We start from the raw sequence: 19,223 nt of genomic DNA, 5'->3' as shown, positions 1-19,223 counted from the left end.
CTCTGTTGAGGCAATTCGCCCCATGCGGACAGAGACGATTGTTATCGTCGTCGGGAAATTGCGCGCTGGCGTCGGATGGCATTGTCTGCAGTGGTGATGATCTTTACGAACTGCATCTGCCTCTCCTTTCACATATCGCCGGGCGCAATTCAAATATCGCAAACGGTACCTTTTCCTCGGTAAGCGGTTGTTTTTCCGTCTCCGTTTTCGATGGTCGCTATATTACGCTAAAGTGCCCGCAGTACAAGCGACAAATTCAAATTTCTGAAAAGTTTTTTCATTACTTTGTGAATCGTGATGCAAACAGGCTTCGTTCCTGCGAAAATACGCTCGATTACCAACCGGAGGGTTATTCCGCCCGAAACAATTTAGAAACGGAAAGGCGCTTTTATGCAAACTTACGAATCGGACGCCGCTATCGGCAACATCAAGATCCTTGCCGTCGATATGGACAAGACATTGCTGACCGACGAGCGCGTACTGCCCCAGGGCCTCGATGAGCGCCTGGAAAAGCTCGCCGAGGCTGGCATCGTGTTCTGCCCCGCCAGCGGACGTCCCGCCCCCAAGCTCGAGGAGATGTTCGAGGGCATCAAAAACCGCCTTGCTTTCTGCCCCGATAACGGAGCCTGCGTGATCTACCGCGGCAACTATATCTATAAGAGCACTATCGATGTGGCGCTGTATCAGCAGGTCTTGAGCCGCGCCTCGGAGGATCCGCGCGCTGTCCCCGTCCTGTGCTGCTTCGACGAGTTTTACGTGCTTGCTCGCGACCACCAATACCACGACGAGCTCAGCGTTTACTACAACACGATCAACTACGTCGATACCTTTGAGGGCCTCGACGTCGACTCCAACAAGATCTCGATCTTCTTCCCCGCCTACGATGCCGAGCCCGCATTTCACGAGGACTATAACCCCGCGTTCTCGGACCAGCTCTACGTCACCAATGCCGGCCGCGAGTGGATCGACTTTATGAACCTGGGCGTCGACAAGGGTTCGGGCGTCGCGCACCTGTGCGAGCAGCTGGGCATTGATATTGCCGATGCCGCCGCCGTGGGCGATACGTACAACGACATCCCCATGCTTGAGCGCGTCGGTCACAGCTTTATCGTAGACAACGCCGAGGAGCATATGAACGCGCATGCTAAGTGGCGCATTCCGAGCAACAACGACGGGGGCGTACTGACGCTCATCGATGCCATCTTGGCGGCTCGTTAACGTTGCTCGTCGGACCTGGCCGGGCGAGGCGGGTAAGTTTTTCGTTCGGTCAGGTCCTGGGCTCGCTCGGAAAGCACATTAAGTGCTTTCCGGCTCGTGCGGAATCTACGAAAAACTTACCCGCCTCGCCCGGCCAGGTCCTGCGGTGACTTGCTTGCCGCTTGGATGACGTCTTGGCGCCTAGATACTTTGGCTGATTTTTATTGAACGAAGGACGCTCCTTGTTGATGAGGGGCGTCCTTCTGATTTTGTATTACTTTGGAATTGTGGTCATGCCCTTACTTGGCGTCTGCCCAGGTCACTCCAGTCGAAGCTTCGGCGATTAACGGTACGCGGAGCTCCACCACATGTTCCATGACGTCGCGGACCATGGCGGTGAGGCGCTCGACTTCGTCGACGGGGCACTCAAAGTCCAGTTCGTCGTGTACCTGCAGAATCATGTGGGCAGCAAAGCCCTCTTCTTCCAGACGGCGGCTCACGCGGGCCATTGCGATCTTGATGATGTCGGCGGCGGTGCCCTGCATGGGGTGGTTCATGGCCGTGCGCTCACCAAAGCCGCGGAGCTGCGGGTTTTTGGCCTTGAGCTCAGGAATATGGCGACGGCGGCCGTACATGGTCTCGGCATAGCCCGTCTGCTTGGCACGCGCCACCACGTTGTCGAGGAACGTACGCACGCCCGGGTACGCCTCGTAGTAGCGGTCGATCATGTCGCGTGCCTCGGCCATCGAGATATGCAGCGACTGCGACAGGCCGTAGGCCTGCTGACCGTACACGATGCCAAAGTTCACTGCCTTGGCGCGGCTGCGCAAATCGGGCGTTACCTCGGACACCGGTACGCCAAACACGCGCGCGGCTGTCTCGGCATGGAAGTCCTCGCCCTCGTTAAAGGCACGCACCAGATGTTCATCACCCGAAAGATGCGCCAGCAAGCGCAGCTCGATCTGCGAGTAGTCCACCGCCAAAAAGACGCTCCCCTCGCCTGCCGAAAACGCCGTCTTGACGGTACGGCCCAGCTCCGAGCGCGTCGGGATGTTCTGCAAGTTCGGGTCACTCGAGGAAAGACGACCCGTCGCCGTGATGGTTTGGTTGTACGTAGTGTGCACGCGACCGTCACCGCGACGCAGCGGGCCCAGTGTGTCCAGATAGGTGGACTTGATCTTGGACTTCTCACGCCAGTCCAAGATCAGACGCACGATTTCGTGGTCACGGGCAAGGTCGCTCAGTACCTTGGCGTTGGTCGAATAATAGCCGCGCTTGGTCTTTTTGAGGCCCTTGGTCGGAAGGCCCATCACGTCAAACAGCACGTGCGAGAGCTGCATGGGACTGCCGATGTTAAAGGCCTCGTCACCGGCCAGGTCGCGAATGCTCCGCTCGACCTCGGCAATCTGGGTCGCCAAACCCTCGGACAGACTATGCAGGCGATCGGGGTCCACGAGCATGCCCGCGCGCTCCATCTTGGCAAGCACCGGCACGAGCGGCATCTCGATGCCATCGAACACGTTGGCGGCGTTCTCGCGGGCCATGCGGTCGCGCAGCGGCGCCACGAGCGCCAGCGTCAGGGCCGCAGTGCGGGCAGCAGGCGCAGGAGCGTCCTCGCCAGCACCCTCCGCGCCGCGCGCCGCGGGCAGCGTCATCTGCAGATAGGTATCGGCCAGATACGCCTCATCAAACTCGGAGCGGTCGGAATCCAACAGATAGGCGGCGACCACAGTATCGAAGATGCGCGTGGAATCGACGGCCAGCGGATCCATGAGCTCGGGCTCAGAGGAATCGATGGGCGAAAGCTCGTGCAGCAGCGCCTTCATGTCCGGGCTCGCCACGCGGCCCTCCATAAACAGGCGCGCGAGCACGCCGGCGATCACGCCGTGGGCAACGTTGAAGCCATCGACCACGGCAGACGCACCGCCGTCGCCCTCCTCGAGCGCAAGCAACCCCTTGGACGTCGCCAGCCACAGCGTGCGCGTCAGGCCAAAAAGTGCGCCTTCCTCCTTGTCATCGTCCACCACAGCGGCAATCCACTCGCCCGCATCAATCGCGCGAGCGACCTCGGCGGCGGCAGCAGCAAGCGCCTCGGCATCGCCGGCGGCGGCACGCAAAACAGCAGGCATCTCGAACGTGCTGGCAGCGGCCGCAGCCCCGCCCTCGCCGCCAATCAGCGCCAAAAAACGGTTCTGCATGGCCGTAATGCCGAGCGTGCCCAGCGCAGCGGACACCTCGTCGGCAGAAAACGCCGGGAAGGACGTCGCATCAAAGTCGAGCTCGACAGGCGCATCGGTACGAATGGTTGCGACCTTGCGGCTCAGCAGCGCGTCGTCGATATGCGCACGCAGGTTCTCGCCCATCTTGCCCTTGACCTCGTCGGCATGTGCGATGACCTCGTCCAAGCTGCCGTACTGCGCGATGAGCGCGCTCGCCTTTTTGGGGCCGATGCCCGGCACGCCGGGAATGTTGTCGGACGTATCGCCCTTCAGGCCGTAAAAATCGGGCACGAGCGCCGGTGTAATGCCGTGATACAGGTCGTCCACGCTCTCGGGCGTCATAATCGCCACGTCGGACAGGCCTTTGCGGGTCGAGACCACGTTGACGTGCTCGGTCACGAGCTGATACATGTCGCGGTCGCCGGTCACCAGCAGCATGTCGCAGCCGGCTTCCTCGCCCAGGCGCGCCATGGTGCCTAGGATATCGTCGCCTTCCCAGCCCTCGGACTGCAAAATCGGCACGTTGAGCGCAGCGAGCAGCTCCTTAATCATGGGGAACTGCGCGTGCAGGTCGGGGTCCATGGGCGGGCGCTGCGCCTTATACTGCGGCAGCATCTCCATGCGCACGCGCGGCTTGCCCTTATCAAACGCCACGACCACACCGTCGGGGTTAAAGGCGTCGATCATCTTGAGAAACATGTTCAGAAAGCCAAAGATCGCGTTGGTGGGGCGACCGTCCGGCGCGTTCATGGTGGGCGGCACGGCGTGGAAGGCGCGGTGCATGAGCGAGTTACCGTCGATAACGGCAAAGGTGCGGTGCTTGTCAGACATATTGAATACCTCGCTTTGGGCTGGGCACGATTTGCTCCCACCAGTTTACACGCTCCCCGCCTCGCGGCCACCGCACATCAAGCTCCTCCGCCACCGCGCGCCCGCGCATGATACGATGGCTCACGGTACATTAACCAGCACGATCGATCCGAAAGGAGCCTGCGTCATGGAGCGTCCCTGCGCATGGAAAAAGTACACGCCACAGCAGATCGAGGAGCTCGAGGAGCTTTGCCGCGGCTATAAGATGTTTTTGAGTGAGAACAAGACCGAGCGCCTGTGTGTCAAGGCCGGCATCAAGATGGCCGAGGAGGCGGGCTACGTCGACCTGGAGACCGCGATCGCCGAGGGCCGCGAGCTCAAGGCAGGCGACAAGGTGTACGCCGCCAACCACGGCAAGGACCTTATGCTCGTCAACCTTGGCACCGCCCCGCTCGAGCAGGGCTTTAACATCCTGGGCGCCCACGTGGACTCGCCGCGCCTGGACCTCAAGCAGAATCCCGCCTTCGAGGCCGGCGACATGGCCTACCTCGACACGCACTACTACGGCGGCGTCAAGAGCTACCACTGGGTGGCCTCCCCGCTCGCGCTTGTGGGCGTCATCTGCAAAAAGGACGGCACCACCGTCGACATCAACATCGGCGACAAGGCAGACGACCCGGTCTTTACCATCTCCGACCTGCTGATCCACCTCTCGAGCGAGCAGATGTCCAAGCCGGCCAAGGACGCCGTCGACGCCGAGATCCTCGACGTGATCGTGGGCGGCCGCCCCGTCAAGTTTGACGAGGACGACAAGGACGCCCCCAAGGAGCCCGTCAAGCAGATGTTCCTGGATATCCTCAAGGAACAGTACGACGTCGAGGAGGAGGACTTCCTCTCCGCCGAGATCGAGGTCGTGCCCGCCGGCCCCGCCCGCGACATGGGCCTCGACCGCTCCATGATTTTGGGCTATGGCCACGACGACCGCGTCTGCGCCTACCCCTCCATGCTCGCCCAGATCAACGTGGCAGACGTCGAGCGCACGAGCATCACGCTCATCGTCGACAAGGAGGAGATCGGCTCCGTGGGCGCCACCGGCATGACGAGCCGCTTCTTCGAGAACACCGTCGCCGAGATCATGACGCTCGCCGGCGAGAGCAGCCCGCTGGCCCTGCGCCGCGCACTCGCCCGCAGCCGCATGCTCTCCTCTGACGTGTCCGCCGGCTTTGACCCGGGCTATGCCGGTAAGTTCGAGACTAAGAATGCAGCTTTTATGGGTCGCGGCCTGTGCTTTAACAAGTACACGGGCAGCCGCGGCAAGGGAGGCTCCAACGATGCCGACGCCGAGTATGTGGCCCTCGTCCGCGACATCATGGACGAGGCGGGCGTGGACTTCCAGACCTGCGAGCTCGGCCGCGTCAACGCGGGCGGCGGCGGCACCATCGCCTACATCATGGCCGAGTATGGCATGAACGTCATCGACTCCGGCGTTGCCGTCCTGTCCATGCACGCCCTGTGGGAGGTCGCCAACAAGGCCGATATCTACGAGGCCTATCGCGGCTACAAGGCCTTCATCGAGCGCGCCTAACCAGCCCTTCATCAGTTGCGGTGAAATACGGACTAAACTGGCCCATAAACGGCCCAAACAGACTGTATTCCACCGCAACTTCCTTTTTGGCAGAGGAGAGTCCATGCTGCAGATCATCATTTCGCCCGCCAAGCAGATGCGCGCGGCCCAAGATGCTTTTGAAGTCCTGGGCATTCCACCTTTTGCGCACGAGACGGCTCGCCTCCACTGCGCACTGCTAGATATCGAGCGAAATGAAGGCAGCGGCGGCCTGCAAGCGCTATGGAACGTGAGTGACAAACTGCTGGGGCCTTGCCTCAACACCCTGCATGAGTTCGGGCCCATCCTGAAAAACGGCGATCTCGACAATCCCGAACTCGCCCGTCACCTCTCCCCTGCCGTCATGTCCTATCACGGCATTCAATACCAGAGTATGGCGCCCGAGGTGATGGATTCCGCGCAGCTCGCATGGCTACAAGACCATCTATGGATCCTCTCCGGCCTCTACGGGTGCGTTCGTCCCTTTCATGCCGTCGAACCGTATCGGCTGGAGATGGGCGCGAAGCTCGCCGTTGACGATGCCCGAGACCTCTACGCGTTTTGGAGCGACAAGCTCGCGCGGGCTATCGCCCCGGCGGACTCAAACACCACGATCGTCAACCTCGCTAGCGTAGAGTATGCCAAAGCCGTTCTGCCCCACCTCGCGGGCGACGCCACGGCCGTCACATGCCTCTTTGGCGAGGGTATCCGCAACGGGAAGCCCATCCAACGGTCGACCGCCAGCAAAAAGGCGCGCGGCTCCATGGTGCGGTGGATGGCAGAAAACAAGCTCGAGGATATAAGCGGGCTCACCGCGTTCGACGTTGGTTATCGTCACTTTCCCGAGCTTTCAAATAAAAACACTTTGGTCTTCCTGAACGAACAGGCCTTGTAGGACCACCGCTACTTTGAATGTGCTACCTAGGCACGGCGTCTATTCCGCCAAGCCGTCGGCTTTGGCAATTTCATTTGTCAAGCCGTCCTGATAGGTAATCTTGACGTACTCCACCTCGGACACTTTGACGCCCGACGGGGGCTCCAGGCGCCATTCCGTCAGCGCGATATCCATCGTCGTGGGAACGTCTCCTTGATTTTTGAGCTTCACCGTCAGCGTTTTGAGCGCCGCATCAAACGTCACGCGTTCGATTTCTTCACCTGGAATGGACCCACCACTCAGCTGCAGCTGCACAAACTCATCGCGCGGGTACCAATAATCGCCCGGAACGGCGAGCGTATTGGCATTACCGCCAGTACTCCTCACCGTCATAATCGGTAGGCTATCATCAACCTCGAACTCCCAGCCAGCGCCGCCGCGACCGCCAAACGTCCAAATACAAAAGGCAATCACCAACACGGCAAGCACCGCAAAACCAATCGCGACAAGGCCATGGTGCGCACGGCCCTCCTCGGCCGATACATCCCATTGCGTCTCTCGATATAGATGCTTGTCTTCCATGTTCGCCCCCCCGCAAGCACGCTCGTTGGCCCAATCGTACCCATTCAGGCTATACTTGAGCCCATGACATAACGGGGGGCTTGCAGGACAAGACGGCAGGCTGAGATTGGGCGCGCCCGCCCTGACCCGCAAACCTGATATGGGTAATGCCAACGAAGGGAGCCGTGCCAATGAGCACACAGACCGAGCCCAAACTCGTCACGCAAATCGACTTCGCCCGCGCCGGGCAAATCACGCCGCAGATGAAAGAAGTCGCCGAGCGCGAGCATCGCGACCCCGAGTACATCCGCGAGCGCGTGGCCGACGGCCGCATCGCCATCCCCGCCAACATCGTGCATATCAAAAAAGGCATGCGCGCCTTTGGCGTCGGTGAGGGCCTGTCCACCAAGGTCAACGTCAACCTGGGCATCTCGGGCGATAAGGCCGATGCCGCCGAGGAGTGGAAGAAGGTCAAGATCGCCGAGGACTTTGGCGCCGACGCCATCATGGACCTCTCCAACTCGGGCAAGACGCGCCAGTTCCGCCAGCAGCTCATCGACGAGACACCGCTCATGGTGGGCACCGTCCCCATGTACGATGCCATCGGCTACATGGAAAAGCCGCTGGTCAAGCTGACCAAGGACGATCTGCTCGAGGTCGTGCGCGCGCATGCCGAGGACGGCGTGGACTTTATGACCATCCACTGCGGCATCAACAAGTCGGTCATCAAGACCTTTAAGGAGACTGGCCGCCTCATGAACATCGTCAGCCGCGGCGGCTCGCTGCTGTTTGGTTGGATGGAGGTCACCGGTAACGAGAACCCCTTCTACGAGTTCTACGACGAGGTGCTCGAGATCTGCCACGAGTACGACGTGACGATTTCGCTCGGCGACTCCTGCCGCCCGGGCTGTCTCTACGACTCCAACGACGCAACCGAGACCGCCGAGATGATCGAGCTGGGCAAGCTGTGCAAGCGCGCCTGGGCCGCCGGCGTCCAGGTCATGGTCGAGGGTCCGGGTCACATGGCGCTCGACGAGATCGCCGCCAACATGAAGCTGCAGAAGCGCCTGTGCCACAACGCCCCGTTCTATGTGCTGGGGCCGCTGGTGACCGATATCGGCGTGGGCTACGACCACATCACCGCCGCCATTGGTGGCGCCATCTCCGCGAGCTCGGGTGCCGACTTTTTGTGCTACGTGACGCCGGCCGAGCACCTGTGCCTGCCCAACGCTCAGGATGTGCTCGATGGCCTCATGGCCACCAAGATTGCCGCACACGCCGCCGACATCGCCAAGAAGGTACCGCACGCCCGTGACATGGACGACAGGATGGGTCAGGCACGCCGCAAGCTCGACTGGGACGCCATGTGGAAGTGCGCCCTCGACCCGGTCACCGGCAAGAAGCGCTACGAGGAATCCCCCGCCGCCACCGAGGGCACCTGCACCATGTGCGGCAAGATGTGCGCCGTTCGCACTGTCAACAAGGTGTTCGAGGGCACGACAATCGACCTCGGCATGGAGGACTAACTCGTCGCCACGATTGCTTTTGGAAGCACCGCGACGTCGACCGTTGTTGACGTGTGAACATTTTCTTGCATTTGCGTAAAGATTGCACCGCCCGCCCGGGTTCGACATAGAGTCGGCCCGGGCATCTTTATAATGCTAGCTTAAAGACCCATTTGATTCCGACCGAACAAGGGAGCGAACATGGATCGCAGCAAGGTACCTGCCGTCCTGTCCATCGCAGGATCCGATTCCAGCGGTGGCGCCGGCATTCAGGCCGACATCAAGACCATTACGGCGCACCGTCTGTATGCCGAGACGGCCATAACCGCCATCACGGCACAAAACACCCTGGGCATCACCGCCGTGCAGAATATCTCGCCAGATATCGTCGCCGCGCAGATCGACGCCGTCTTTGACGACATCCGCCCGAGCGCCGTCAAGATCGGCATGGTTTCTTCTGTCGAGATTATCGAAGTCATCGCCGACCGCTTGAGCGCCTGGAACGCAACGAACGTGGTCGTGGACCCCGTCATGGTAGCCACCTCGGGCGCTCGACTCATTGCCGAGGACGCGGCCGAGGCGCTCACGCGTCGCCTGTTCCCGTTGGCGACCGTCATCACACCCAATATCCCCGAGGCCATGGCACTGCTCGACTACGAGGTCGATTCCGAGCGCACGCAGCAAAATGCCGCCATGCTCCTCACCCGCCGCTTTGGATGCGCGTCTTTGGTTAAAGGCGGACATCTTGTCAACGAGGCCAACGACGTGCTGGCGGAGCCCGCGCCGCTCGATGACGAGGGCAACCACCTGGGCGATCCGCTCACCACATGGTTCCGTCACAAGCGCATCGAGACCGGCAACACGCATGGCACCGGCTGCACGCTCTCGTCCGCTATCGCCTGCGCGCTGGCCCAGGGCATGGATCTTGCCGACGCCGTCAACGCCGGCAAGGCCTACCTAACGGGCGCCCTCGCCGCCGGCTTTGACATGGGCAAAGGTTCCGGCCCCGTCAACCACATGTGGAATTACTAGCCCTGCAGCAAAACCACCACAAAGGGGACAGGCACCTTTGTGGTGGTTTTTCTTTTACCACTTAATCGTCTGCGAGTTGGATGCCGAGCAAGCCCGAAAGCGCGAGCGCCTGTTCGGCATTGACTGTCAGGCCTCGCAACTCACGGTAGTCGCCCGAAACAACGGGAGCCTCAAACGTGCAGCGCGATACATCAACACCACACAGCGGTGTCTTGAACACATCAACTCGTGTCAGGTCGCAGCTATCCAGCCGCAGCTGCCCCAGCTTGGCCCCCTGGAGCGCCGCCTCGGTCAGGCGCACATCGCACGCCGTGATGGGGCCAATGCGTCCCTCCGAAAGGTTCGCGTAGCTCAGGTCGCATGATGCAAACGAAACGTTCGACAGGCGCGCCTTGACCAAGTTGAGCCCCGGCGCCGAGCAATCAACAAAGTCGCATCGGTTGAGCCAGCAGCCTTCCATATTGCAGCGGATAAAGCGACAACCGCGAAATACGACGTCACGAAACGTCGAACCACTCCAATCGACGCCATCGAATACGCAGGAGCGGAACACGATGCCGTCAAAGGTCGCACCGTTCGCCACGTCATAGGCGAGCTCCAGCTCCTCAAAAGCGGTATTGGAGACAAGCTCATCCCCCTCGGCAAACAGGTCAATGAGCTCATCCATGCCCATGTGGCAGCCAAGCCGCTCGTTTACCCGGGCAAAACCACCACAAAAGTGCCTGTCCCCTTTGTGGTGGTTTGGGGCTGCGCTACTCACCGAGCATCTCTTGGAGCTTGGCTGCCACGGCATGTCCCAAGCTCTCGTGGCTTTCGGGCATCATATGCAGATAGTCGATATCGCCCGGCTCGGCAAAGTCGGCGGCATTCAAAAAGTCGCAGCCAAGCTGCTCGGCTACGTGCGCGTAGTACTCGGCAAAATGCTCCGAGGCCTCGACGGAATGCTCGTCAAAATCGGTCATATACACATCGGCGATTTGCGGCTTGATCTTGATGGGAGCCATCAGCAGAATGCGCGGACAAGGCGCAGCGTCGGTCCACGAAAACGCGCGGACGGCGCGAATCAGCGCCATGGCGCCACGGGCTATATCGGAAGCCGTCACGTTAAAGACCGTCTTGCAGTCGTTGGTGCCCAGCATGATCACAATGGCGTCCAGCGGCTTATGGGCCTCGAGCAGCATCGGAAGCGCGCGAATGCCGTTGAGGTTAGTGTCCAGGTGGCACATATCGTCGCGCACCGTCGTGCGGCCGTTGAGCCCCTCCTCGATCACATGCCAGCCCTCGCCCAGGTCACGCTGTGCCACGCCGCACCAGCGCACATCCTGCGCATAGCGCACCGCGGTGCCGTCGCGCATACCAGCCGGATCGTAACCATAGGTGTTGCTGTCGCCAAAGCATAGAACGTTTTTCATCGTAAGCTCCCCACTCAATAAAAAGCCGACGGGAGCAGCCCACGTCGGCTCGGCATGTCGCATCACGCGCACAGTTTACAAGTATTTGCGCCAGTCGTCGTCATCCTCATCGTCCTCGGCAGCGGCCCGAGCCTGCTCGGCGGCACGGGCGGCCGCAGCGCGGGCGGCAACCTGGGCATAGGACCCCTCGTTGCGCTCGGGGAAGTTTACCAACACGTGCTCGAACTTGGCGAAGTCCTCGTCCCAGCGCGTAGAGGGCACAGCAAAGAAGACCTGCTTGACCTTGAAGTCGCCCGATGCGAGCTCCTTGCGGAAGAGCTCAGCCACGGCCTCGGCGTCAAAGCCGTTGTTGTCGCAGCCCCATGCGCCCAGCACGAGCTTCTCGCGACCCAACTCGTCGCAGATGGCGAGTACAAAGCGGATACGGTCGCGCAGGGCATCCAGCAGAGCATCGTCGCTCACGCGATACTCCTGGCGGGCGCGCTTAACGTTGGGCGCGGCGGCAACGATCACGTCGGCATACGCATGCACATGGTTGCGGTCGAAGCGCACCGCGGGCACCACCAGCGCGCGGTTGCGGTACAGCTCACAGTTGATGTTGCGGCGACGGTTCTCGCCGTACCACTTACGCTGCTTATCGAGGACATTGTACAGATACGAATCGGCACAGAGCGCGGCCTCCTGGCCCAGATAACCCTGGATGTAACCGCCGCCCGGATTGGTAAACGAGGCAAAGGCAAGCACGGCCATATCGCAGAACTGCGCATAGCCGCGGCCGTTATCCAGAATGGCCTGCGTGGCGGAGGCATCAAGCACGGTGACCTCGGGCAGGGTCGGAGCGGGCTCCTCGGCAGGCGCGGGCTCGGTCTCTGCGGGTTCCTCGGCAGGCGCAGAATCGTCCGTGACCTCGGTCTCGACGGACGCAGCCTCAGCGGCCTCGACCTCGGCGGACTCAGACTCCTCGGCAACCTGCTCCTCGGCAGCCGCAGCCGCCTGGGCCTTGGCCTTCATCGCCGCGACAAAACCGGCAGGCATACCGTCGAATTCGCGCACGCCGGCAAGCGAGCGCTCGATATCCTTGGCACACGCCTCGGACACAGTTGCCACGTGACGCTCGGCGGCCTTGGCACGGGCCTCGCGCTTGGGGTTGGGCTGCCCTGCGCGGCCGGTCCTGCGGTTACGGTTCCTGTTGTCGACGTCTGCCATAAGTGGTCACCTTTCCTGTCGCTGCCGTTATCGGCTTTTTCACATCCATGATACCCCGCCGCGTACAAAAAAGACGGCCCCGAAGGACCGCCTTTCGCATTGATTTACGCGCGCGGCAAGCACCGCTGCAACTCGCCGCTAGTCGCGACGACCAAGGATATTCAGGATGCGCAGGAACACGTTGATGATATCCACGAACAGGTTGGACGCCATGAGCACGGCGTTGGGCAGCGTGGGCGGCACCGTCGTGGCCACATAGGTGTCGTAGCCAATAAAACCGGCGAACACCACGATTACGATCAGGTCGGTAATAGACTGCGAAACACCCATAAACATCAGCACGATCTCGACCAGGATCGTGGCAAGCAGAACGCCAAAACCGATGCCATACACGCGCTGGAAGAACTTGGGGAAGGTCACGCCCAGCGCGCCAAAGACAAAGGTAATGGCGGCGGTGGCGATAAAGGCGGTGTTGATGGTGGGCAGGTCGTAGTTGGCAAGGCCAAACGACGCGGTCAGGCCAAAGGTGCTCGCAAAGATCACGTAACCCGTGAGCGACAGGCCCACAGACTGCTTGCCCGCGGCAGCCGACATCATGACAATGCCGAAGATGGTCAAAATAAACGAGCCAAAGACCAGCGGCAAAGCGGCGCCACTCATCATCATGCGGGCAAACGCCATGGTGCTCGTAAAGTAGGCGCCGGCACCCATGGCGCAAAAGCCCAAAAAGATCAGGGCGGACATGACAAGGTTGTACGCACGCGGCGACATCTCCTTGGCACGGCTTGCACCGGTCTCGATGGGGCCGTTCTGATAGCCCTGGATATCATTCATGCTTTCGTCCTTTCAGATAGCGCCGCGACAGCAGCGCCTTAAGCGACAAGATTTCTGCCATTGTACCCAAATGCCACACGTTTTACCTGCGGCGCCCACCCTCGAGCGTGCAGTCAAACGCCCAGACCCACCAACGCATCACGTGGGTCTGCAAGCCGTCCGGCCGTTCGCGCGCCTGGTCCTCCAGATACAACTCGGTCGCATGACCGCCAAAACGAACCTTATAGGTTGCCGTACGAATGCCGTGAACCGTCAGGCCAAACCCAGTGGTCGAGACAATCTCGTCAATCGTAAAGCAGCGACCGTCAACCCAGCAGACGGTGACCGGCACGACTTGTCCACCCGCGAGGATGCGAGCCACGACGTCCACATACTGCTTGTGCACGCGCCGAGTTTTGCCATCTGTCTGTCGATATTCCATGCCCCTATTATCGAACGCATGTTTGCATATTGTAAAGCGAACAGGCTGTGGTTTTGGCGTGTCGGACCGCATGCGCACGTCCGCACGACGTGTTAGCAAAAAGAACACCGGAGGTCAACAGGGCTAATATTCAATTTTAGTACCCAAAAATTCACTTCTCCCATCAGAACTCGGTAAAGAAACCCGCAGGAGGTGATACGATTTATCATGTTTTTGTAACGTTTCTGCAAACTTCGAGAAAGCCCATATATGGACGTAACGTTCTCAACCTTCCTCGGCCAACTTGTGTCGAACCCAGTCCTTGCCGTCACCGTGATTCTCGCGCTCGGCGCCATCTTCGTCAACGGATGGACCGACGCGCCCAACGCCATCGCGACCTGCGTCACTACGCGTTGCATGCCCGCCCGCGCTGCCATTCTCATGAGCGCCGCATTCAACTTCCTCGGCGTGCTCATCATGACGCACTTTAACGCGAGCGTCGCCAACACCATCTCACATATCGTCGACTTTGGCGGAAATAGCACCATGGCGCTCGCGTGCCTGTGCGCGGCGCTGTTCTCCATCGTCGTCTACGGCGCCACAGCGTCGCGTTTTGGCATCCCCACCTCGCAAAGCCACAGCCTTATCGCCGGCCTGACCGGTGCCGCTATCGCCCTCGGCGGCGCGAGCAGCGTCAACGTCCACGAGTGGATGAAGGTCATCTACGGCCTGGCGCTCTCCATCGGCCTGGGCTTTGTCATGGGCTGGGTCCTGTGCAAGCTCGTCTCGATTCTTTTTGCCGCCGCCAACAGGCGACGTGCCAACGTCTTCTTTAAATACGCTCAGATCGCGAGTGCCGCGGCCATGAGCTTCATGCACGGCGCGCAGGATGGACAAAAGTTCATCGGCGTGCTCTTTTTAGGCGTGGCCTTCGCCAACGGCCAGACGAGCGTCGGCGATGCCGGCATCCCCATCTGGATTATGCTGCTGTGCTCGGCCACTATGGGTATCGGCACCAGCGTGGGCGGCGAGCGCATCATCAAGTCCGTCGGCCAGAGCATGGTTAAGCTCGAGAAGTATCAGGGTTTCTCTGCCGACCTCGCGGGCGCCGCGAACCTGCTACTTGCCACCCTTACCGGCATCCCCGTGTCATCCACGCACATCAAAACCTGCGCCATCATGGGCGTCGGCGCCGTCAAGCGCCTCTCAGCCATCAACTTCGGCGTCGTCAAGGACATGATGTTCACCTGGTTCTTCACCTTCCCCGCTTGCGGACTCATCAGCTTTTTCATGGCCAAGCTGTTCATGATGTTCCTCTAGTCAAACCGAGTGTCCATCCGGACCGCAACACTTCGCCTACCCGTCTTCGCCTCGAAAGGACCCACCCATGGCAAAGAAACCCAATTCGTTCTACTTTGACAACTATGTCGCCTGCGCCGACCTCGCCGTCCAGGCCGCCGAGCTGCTTACCCAGATTTTTGAGAACTTCGATCCCGCGAAGATTCACGATATGCTCGAGGAGATGCATGCCATTGAGCATGCGGCAGACAAGAAGCACCACGAGCTTGAAGACGCCCTGCTCACCGCCTTTATCACCCCGCTCGAGCGCGAGGATCTGAATCTGATGAGCTGCTCACTCGACACCGTGCTCGACCGCATCGAGGGCGTCGTGCAGCGCGTCTACTTCACCAACATTCAGAGCATCCATCCCGACGCCATCGTCATCGCCCACAAGGTGACCGACGCTTGCCGCGCCATGAAGGACCTGATGGTCGAGCTGCCCAACTACCGCAAGTCCAAAACGCTGCGCGAACTGGTCATCCAGATCAACACCATCGAGTCCGAGGCCGACGAGCTCTACATCAACGCCATGCGCAACCTGCACGTCAACGGCAAAGACCCGCTCGAGGTCATCGCCTGGCGTGACGTATATGCCTTCCTGGAGTACTGCGCCGACTGCTGTGAGAATGTGGCCGATGTCGTGGATTCGATTGTCATGAAGAACAGTTAATTGGGGGTACGTGTCCCGGCGGCGAAGGGCCGGCCACGGTTTGCTTTCTCACTCCGGCTGCGTAGCAGAGTCGTTCGAAAGTAAATAGGTGTCGGGCCTTCGCCTTGCGTACCACCATTGGGAACCTCGGCTGATAGTTTGGATGCGATGGGGCTTTGGCTGATGCGGCCTTTTATGCCCGAATGGGTACTTTGGGGCTGTGTTGGGCGTTTGGCTGGATGGTGCTTTGGGTACCCTTTGGTTTACTTTGGATTGATTCGCTGACTTTGGAGGGTTTGGTTATGGGGTATTTGGATCTGGCTCGGGGTCGTTATTCTTGTCGTGAGTTTGAGACTCGGGCTGTGGAGCAGTCGGTGGTGGATGCTGTTGTTGAAGCTGGACGGATTGCTCCTTCTGCTTGTAATAATCATCCTTCTCGTGTGATGGTGCTGGATACGCCCGAGCTGTTGGAGAAGGCTGCTGCTTGTCAGCCTCGGTTTGCTCGTGATGGGTCTATCTTTGGGGCTCCGCTTGTCTTCCTCATTTGCAGCGTTACCGATGATGCTTGGGTGCGCCCGTATGATCAGATGAATTCCAGTGAAATCGATACGTCCATCGTGTGTGATCAGATGATGATGGAGGCCACCGAGCAGGGCCTGGGAACGTGCTGGGTGTGCCATTTTAAGCCCGAGGTGGCCTGTGAGCAGTTCGACCTGCCCGAGGGTGTCTATCCCTATCACATGCTCGTCTGTGGCTATCCTGCCGACCATATCACCGACCCCGAGCATCGAGAGGCCCGCACCATTCCCCTCTCCGACTTCCTCCTCAAGTAGATTTTTGGGACATGCCGCAAAACCTACCCTTGACCGCTCACCCGTTCACCGAGTTCTGCGCCACTATGTGCAGGGCTCGGTTTTTTATGTTGCGCACCCCTGCACACCCTGCACAGTCATAAAAAAGGACCCGCAAGCTGCGGGTCCTTTCTAGGCACTAAATTGTAGGCCGAATGTTAGTCCAGGTCGTCGGCAGCGAAGTTGTCGATCGGGGCGAAGGGATCGGCCACGGGGACAACCGGATCGGCGACGGGCAGCGGCTCGGCGGGAACAGTCACCGCAGGAGAAGCGGCAGAACCAACCGGCGTGGAGGCCATGATGTCGGCCGGGAAGGAGTTCTGGGCGTCGTCCATAAAGTGCTGGATGAGCTTGAGGTACTCGGCCTTGAACTCCTCGCGGGAAGCCTTCAGACGGTCGATTTCCTCGAGCTCGGCCTGCTTCTCGGTCAGAGCCTGGCGGATAACCTCGCGGGCCTTGGCGTCAGCCTCGTTGCGGATACGCTCAGCGTTCTCATTGGCATCGTTGACGATGGTCTCAGCGGTCTGCTGGGCAGCGATCAGGGCAGCGGAAATCTGGCGCTCCTGAGCGGAGAAGTCAGGGGCGGGAGCGGCCACGGGGGCGGCAGGGGCGGCCTGGGCGGCGGTATCCTGAGCCTGGGCAAGCTGAGCCTGTGCATCGGCAAGCTGCTGCTCAGTAGCAGTCAGACGACCCTTAAGGTCGACGATCTTAGCGAGCATAGCGTCAACCTCGGAAGACAGCGTCTCCAAGAAGACGTCGACCTCGGCAGGATCGTAGCCACGCTTGGCCTCAGAGAAAGTCTGAGCCTGGATGTCTGCAGGGGTAATAGCCATAACAAGTCTCCTTTTTCATCGCCTCGGCGCTACACGCCCGACGTAAGTTACTAAGTCAGTTCTATACGAGTATACCTATAAGAAGCTGCAGAACCAGCCTCTGCACCAACTGCAACGCAATAATCGCAACGACCGGCGAAAAATCAACGCCGCCCATCGGCGGGATAAACCGACGAAAGAGGTTGAGCCACGGGCCGCAGACGCTATCGAGCACTGCAGCGATATCCTGCAGCAGGCCGCCCTGCTTCATGGGAATCCACGTCATAAAGCAATAGACCACGATGAGCGTGGAGTAGAAGTTGAACAGCGTGTTGACCAGCTGGACAATGGTGTAGATGTTGATGAGAATCTCCTCGTCTTGGGTTTACTTAAGGTAGCCGTCGGCACGAAGCTTCTTGAGGTCCGAATCCTTGACCTCGCAGCCGGCGGGCAGCACCATGAACACGCGGTCGCCCACCTCCTTGACCGTAGCGCCCAGGCCACAGGCAAAGCCATAGCTAAAGTCCAGGACACGCTTGGCGACCTCGGTGCGAACGCCGACAAAAATCAGCGCGACGGGCTGTTTGGTACGCACACGACGGACAACGGTCTCAACGTCGTCATAGCTCTCGGGGCGCAGGACATAGGCCGGCAGCTGCGGCGTGGCGTTGATGATATTGTTCGCATAGGCCGAGGCGTCGCTCGGCGCAGAAGCGGGCGCAGGTGCCGCGGCGCGAGCACGGGCGCTTTCGGCATAGCTCGACGGCGTGTCGTAGGCGCCGGGACGATAGCCACCGGTGACCGTATCCTGAGAACGCGACGGCGGATTGTACGTCGTTGCATGACGCGAGTCATCGCCGACCAGCTGACCGGAGCGCGTATACACGGCAACCGACTCAGCTTCACCGCGGCGCGTCTGGCCCAGCAGGCCGTTGCTCGGCTCGTCCTGGGTATAGAAGCCCTCGCCCGAAGCACCACTGTAGCCGCCGCCCTGATAGCCGTCGTCGTAGCCGTCATCGTAGCCGTAGTCGTCATCCTGGCTATAGCCCTGGTCGTAACCCTGCTGGCCGCCCAGGTGCATCTTATTTTTAATCTCGTCAAGGAAGCCCATGGTTGTGTCCTCTCACGGTTTAGTGCAGGCGCTCTGTAAACCAGTGCGCACTTCAGAGCCCTATTTTACTGCAAACTCCGGGCTAAATACTACCCTGCCCAGGCGAACGAGCGTAGAGCCCTCCTCAAGGGCAGGCTCAAAGTCCTCGCTCATGCCGCAGGAAAGCTCAGGCAGGTTCAAATCGGGATGCGCTGCCTCCAGCTCATCCCTCAGCTCACGAAGCCCCGCAAAGGTGCGGCGTGCCACATCCTTATTCCCCCGGGGCGCCATAGTCATAAGCCCCTGCACGCAAATTCCCTCAAGCTCTGCAAGCTCACCCGCGGCGGCGCGAATCTCATCGGGCGAAAAACCGCCCTTGGACTCCTCGCCGCTCACGTTGACCTCAATCAGCACCTGCTGGGGAGCAACCAGCTCGCCCGCCTCGATCTTACGAGTCGCACGGCTCGAGATAGCCTGCGCCAGATGAAGCGACCCCACCGAATGGATTAGCTCGGCTGAGCCCAGCACCGCATTGATCTTGTTAGTCTGAAGGTTGCCGATCATATCGAAACGCACCTCGGGCAGCTCCGGATGCTCCGCCAGACCCGTAAGCTTGCGGACGAGCTCTTGCGGGCGGTTCTCGGCAAAATGGCGATACCCCGCCCGAATGGCCGCGATGGTCTCGTCGACGCCAACGGTCTTGGACACGGCAATCAAACGCGCGGCATCGTGGGGCCTCCCAGCGCGATCGAGCGCGGCATAAAAGCGCTCGAGTATCTGCTCGCGGCGAGCGCGCATCAAGTCAAAATTGTTATCCATGGCAAATC

At 60.3% G+C, this 19,223-nt stretch carries 19 protein-coding genes and 1 riboswitch; of the genes, 8 read left to right on the top strand and 11 right to left on the bottom strand.

Annotation, left to right across the window (positions count from 1 at the left end; genetic code table 11):
• Positions 1–390 precede the first annotated feature (390 nt).
• The gene (locus DW123_RS04395; protein WP_118273595.1) at positions 391–1,218 is read left to right on the top strand and encodes a Cof-type HAD-IIB family hydrolase; all 828 of its coding nucleotides are present in this window, start codon (positions 391–393) and stop codon (positions 1,216–1,218) included.
• A gap of 278 nt (positions 1,219–1,496) precedes the next feature.
• On the opposite strand, the gene polA is transcribed toward DW123_RS04395, so the two are convergent.
• Positions 1,497–4,247, bottom strand: coding sequence for a DNA polymerase I (polA, locus tag DW123_RS04390; protein WP_118273594.1), 2,751 nt, complete (start codon positions 4,245–4,247; stop codon positions 1,497–1,499).
• A gap of 166 nt (positions 4,248–4,413) precedes the next feature.
• Between polA and DW123_RS04385 the strand changes: the two genes are divergently transcribed.
• On the top strand, positions 4,414–5,811 hold the full coding sequence (locus tag DW123_RS04385) for an aminopeptidase (protein WP_118273593.1): 1,398 nt from the start codon (positions 4,414–4,416) through the stop codon (positions 5,809–5,811).
• A gap of 103 nt (positions 5,812–5,914) precedes the next feature.
• Positions 5,915–6,724 (top strand): YaaA family protein, encoded by an 810-nt coding sequence (locus tag DW123_RS04380; RefSeq protein WP_117762855.1) that lies wholly within the window; start codon positions 5,915–5,917, stop codon positions 6,722–6,724.
• A gap of 39 nt (positions 6,725–6,763) precedes the next feature.
• Here the strand turns inward: DW123_RS04380 and DW123_RS04375 are convergent, their stop codons facing one another.
• Complete coding sequence (locus tag DW123_RS04375; protein WP_117762854.1) at positions 6,764–7,285, bottom strand: hypothetical protein; 522 nt, start codon at positions 7,283–7,285, stop codon at positions 6,764–6,766.
• A gap of 62 nt (positions 7,286–7,347) precedes the next feature.
• Positions 7,348–7,464, top strand: a riboswitch (TPP riboswitch).
• Between DW123_RS04375 and thiC the strand changes: the two genes are divergently transcribed.
• Together thiC and thiD are read left to right on the top strand one after the other, a co-directional pair.
• The gene (gene thiC / locus DW123_RS04370; RefSeq protein ID WP_117734969.1) at positions 7,456–8,790 is read left to right on the top strand and encodes a phosphomethylpyrimidine synthase ThiC; all 1,335 of its coding nucleotides are present in this window, start codon (positions 7,456–7,458) and stop codon (positions 8,788–8,790) included. It overlaps the preceding riboswitch by 9 nt.
• 180 nt (positions 8,791–8,970) lie before the next feature.
• Positions 8,971–9,801 carry a bifunctional hydroxymethylpyrimidine kinase/phosphomethylpyrimidine kinase gene (gene thiD / locus DW123_RS04365; protein ID WP_117734968.1) on the top strand — a complete coding sequence of 277 codons (831 nt, stop codon included), beginning with the start codon at positions 8,971–8,973 and terminating at the stop codon, positions 9,799–9,801.
• Positions 9,802–9,862: 61 nt separating this feature from the next.
• On the opposite strand, the gene DW123_RS04360 is transcribed toward thiD, so the two are convergent.
• The 5 genes from DW123_RS04360 to DW123_RS04340 form a co-directional block, all read right to left on the bottom strand.
• Positions 9,863–10,468: a pentapeptide repeat-containing protein gene (locus tag DW123_RS04360; RefSeq protein ID WP_233505133.1), complete on the bottom strand. Its 606-nt coding sequence runs from the start codon at positions 10,466–10,468 to the stop codon at positions 9,863–9,865.
• 85 nt (positions 10,469–10,553) lie between these two features.
• Positions 10,554–11,213: an SGNH/GDSL hydrolase family protein gene (locus DW123_RS04355; protein WP_158550217.1), complete on the bottom strand. Its 660-nt coding sequence runs from the start codon at positions 11,211–11,213 to the stop codon at positions 10,554–10,556.
• 75 nt (positions 11,214–11,288) lie between these two features.
• On the bottom strand, positions 11,289–12,419 hold the full coding sequence (locus DW123_RS04350; RefSeq protein ID WP_118273592.1) for a TIGR02452 family protein: 1,131 nt from the start codon (positions 12,417–12,419) through the stop codon (positions 11,289–11,291).
• 138 nt (positions 12,420–12,557) lie between these two features.
• Positions 12,558–13,253 carry a Bax inhibitor-1 family protein gene (locus tag DW123_RS04345; RefSeq protein WP_118273591.1) on the bottom strand — a complete coding sequence of 232 codons (696 nt, stop codon included), beginning with the start codon at positions 13,251–13,253 and terminating at the stop codon, positions 12,558–12,560.
• Positions 13,254–13,335: 82 nt separating this feature from the next.
• Positions 13,336–13,674 (bottom strand): hypothetical protein, encoded by a 339-nt coding sequence (locus tag DW123_RS04340; protein ID WP_147351590.1) that lies wholly within the window; start codon positions 13,672–13,674, stop codon positions 13,336–13,338.
• Positions 13,675–13,923: 249 nt separating this feature from the next.
• Between DW123_RS04340 and DW123_RS04335 the strand changes: the two genes are divergently transcribed.
• From DW123_RS04335 to DW123_RS04325, 3 genes are all read left to right on the top strand, one after another.
• Positions 13,924–14,973: an inorganic phosphate transporter gene (locus DW123_RS04335; RefSeq protein ID WP_117734962.1), complete on the top strand. Its 1,050-nt coding sequence runs from the start codon at positions 13,924–13,926 to the stop codon at positions 14,971–14,973.
• Positions 14,974–15,040: 67 nt separating this feature from the next.
• Complete coding sequence (locus DW123_RS04330) at positions 15,041–15,664, top strand: DUF47 domain-containing protein (RefSeq protein WP_117734961.1); 624 nt, start codon at positions 15,041–15,043, stop codon at positions 15,662–15,664.
• A 182-nt stretch (positions 15,665–15,846) separates the two neighbouring features.
• On the top strand, positions 15,847–16,476 hold the full coding sequence (locus tag DW123_RS04325) for a nitroreductase family protein (RefSeq protein WP_369833499.1): 630 nt from the start codon (positions 15,847–15,849) through the stop codon (positions 16,474–16,476).
• Between the two features lie 176 nt (positions 16,477–16,652).
• On the opposite strand, the gene DW123_RS04320 is transcribed toward DW123_RS04325, so the two are convergent.
• The 4 genes from DW123_RS04320 to DW123_RS04305 all read right to left on the bottom strand — a co-directional run bounded on the left by DW123_RS04320 (position 16,653) and on the right by DW123_RS04305 (position 19,215).
• Positions 16,653–17,327 (bottom strand): DivIVA domain-containing protein, encoded by a 675-nt coding sequence (locus tag DW123_RS04320; RefSeq protein WP_118273589.1) that lies wholly within the window; start codon positions 17,325–17,327, stop codon positions 16,653–16,655.
• Positions 17,328–17,388: 61 nt separating this feature from the next.
• On the bottom strand, positions 17,389–17,634 hold the full coding sequence (locus DW123_RS04315) for a YggT family protein (RefSeq protein WP_199406628.1): 246 nt from the start codon (positions 17,632–17,634) through the stop codon (positions 17,389–17,391).
• A gap of 57 nt (positions 17,635–17,691) precedes the next feature.
• Complete coding sequence (locus tag DW123_RS04310) at positions 17,692–18,417, bottom strand: cell division protein SepF (protein WP_118273588.1); 726 nt, start codon at positions 18,415–18,417, stop codon at positions 17,692–17,694.
• A gap of 60 nt (positions 18,418–18,477) precedes the next feature.
• Entirely contained in the window at positions 18,478–19,215 is a 738-nt protein-coding gene (locus DW123_RS04305) for a YggS family pyridoxal phosphate-dependent enzyme (RefSeq protein WP_117762847.1), read from the bottom strand.
• Between the last annotated feature and the right edge of the window lie 8 nt (positions 19,216–19,223).

This window comes from Collinsella sp. AM10-26 (assembly GCF_003472525.1).
GTDB lineage: Bacteria > Actinomycetota > Coriobacteriia > Coriobacteriales > Coriobacteriaceae > Collinsella.
This window is presented reverse-complemented; position numbering and strand designations above follow the sequence as displayed.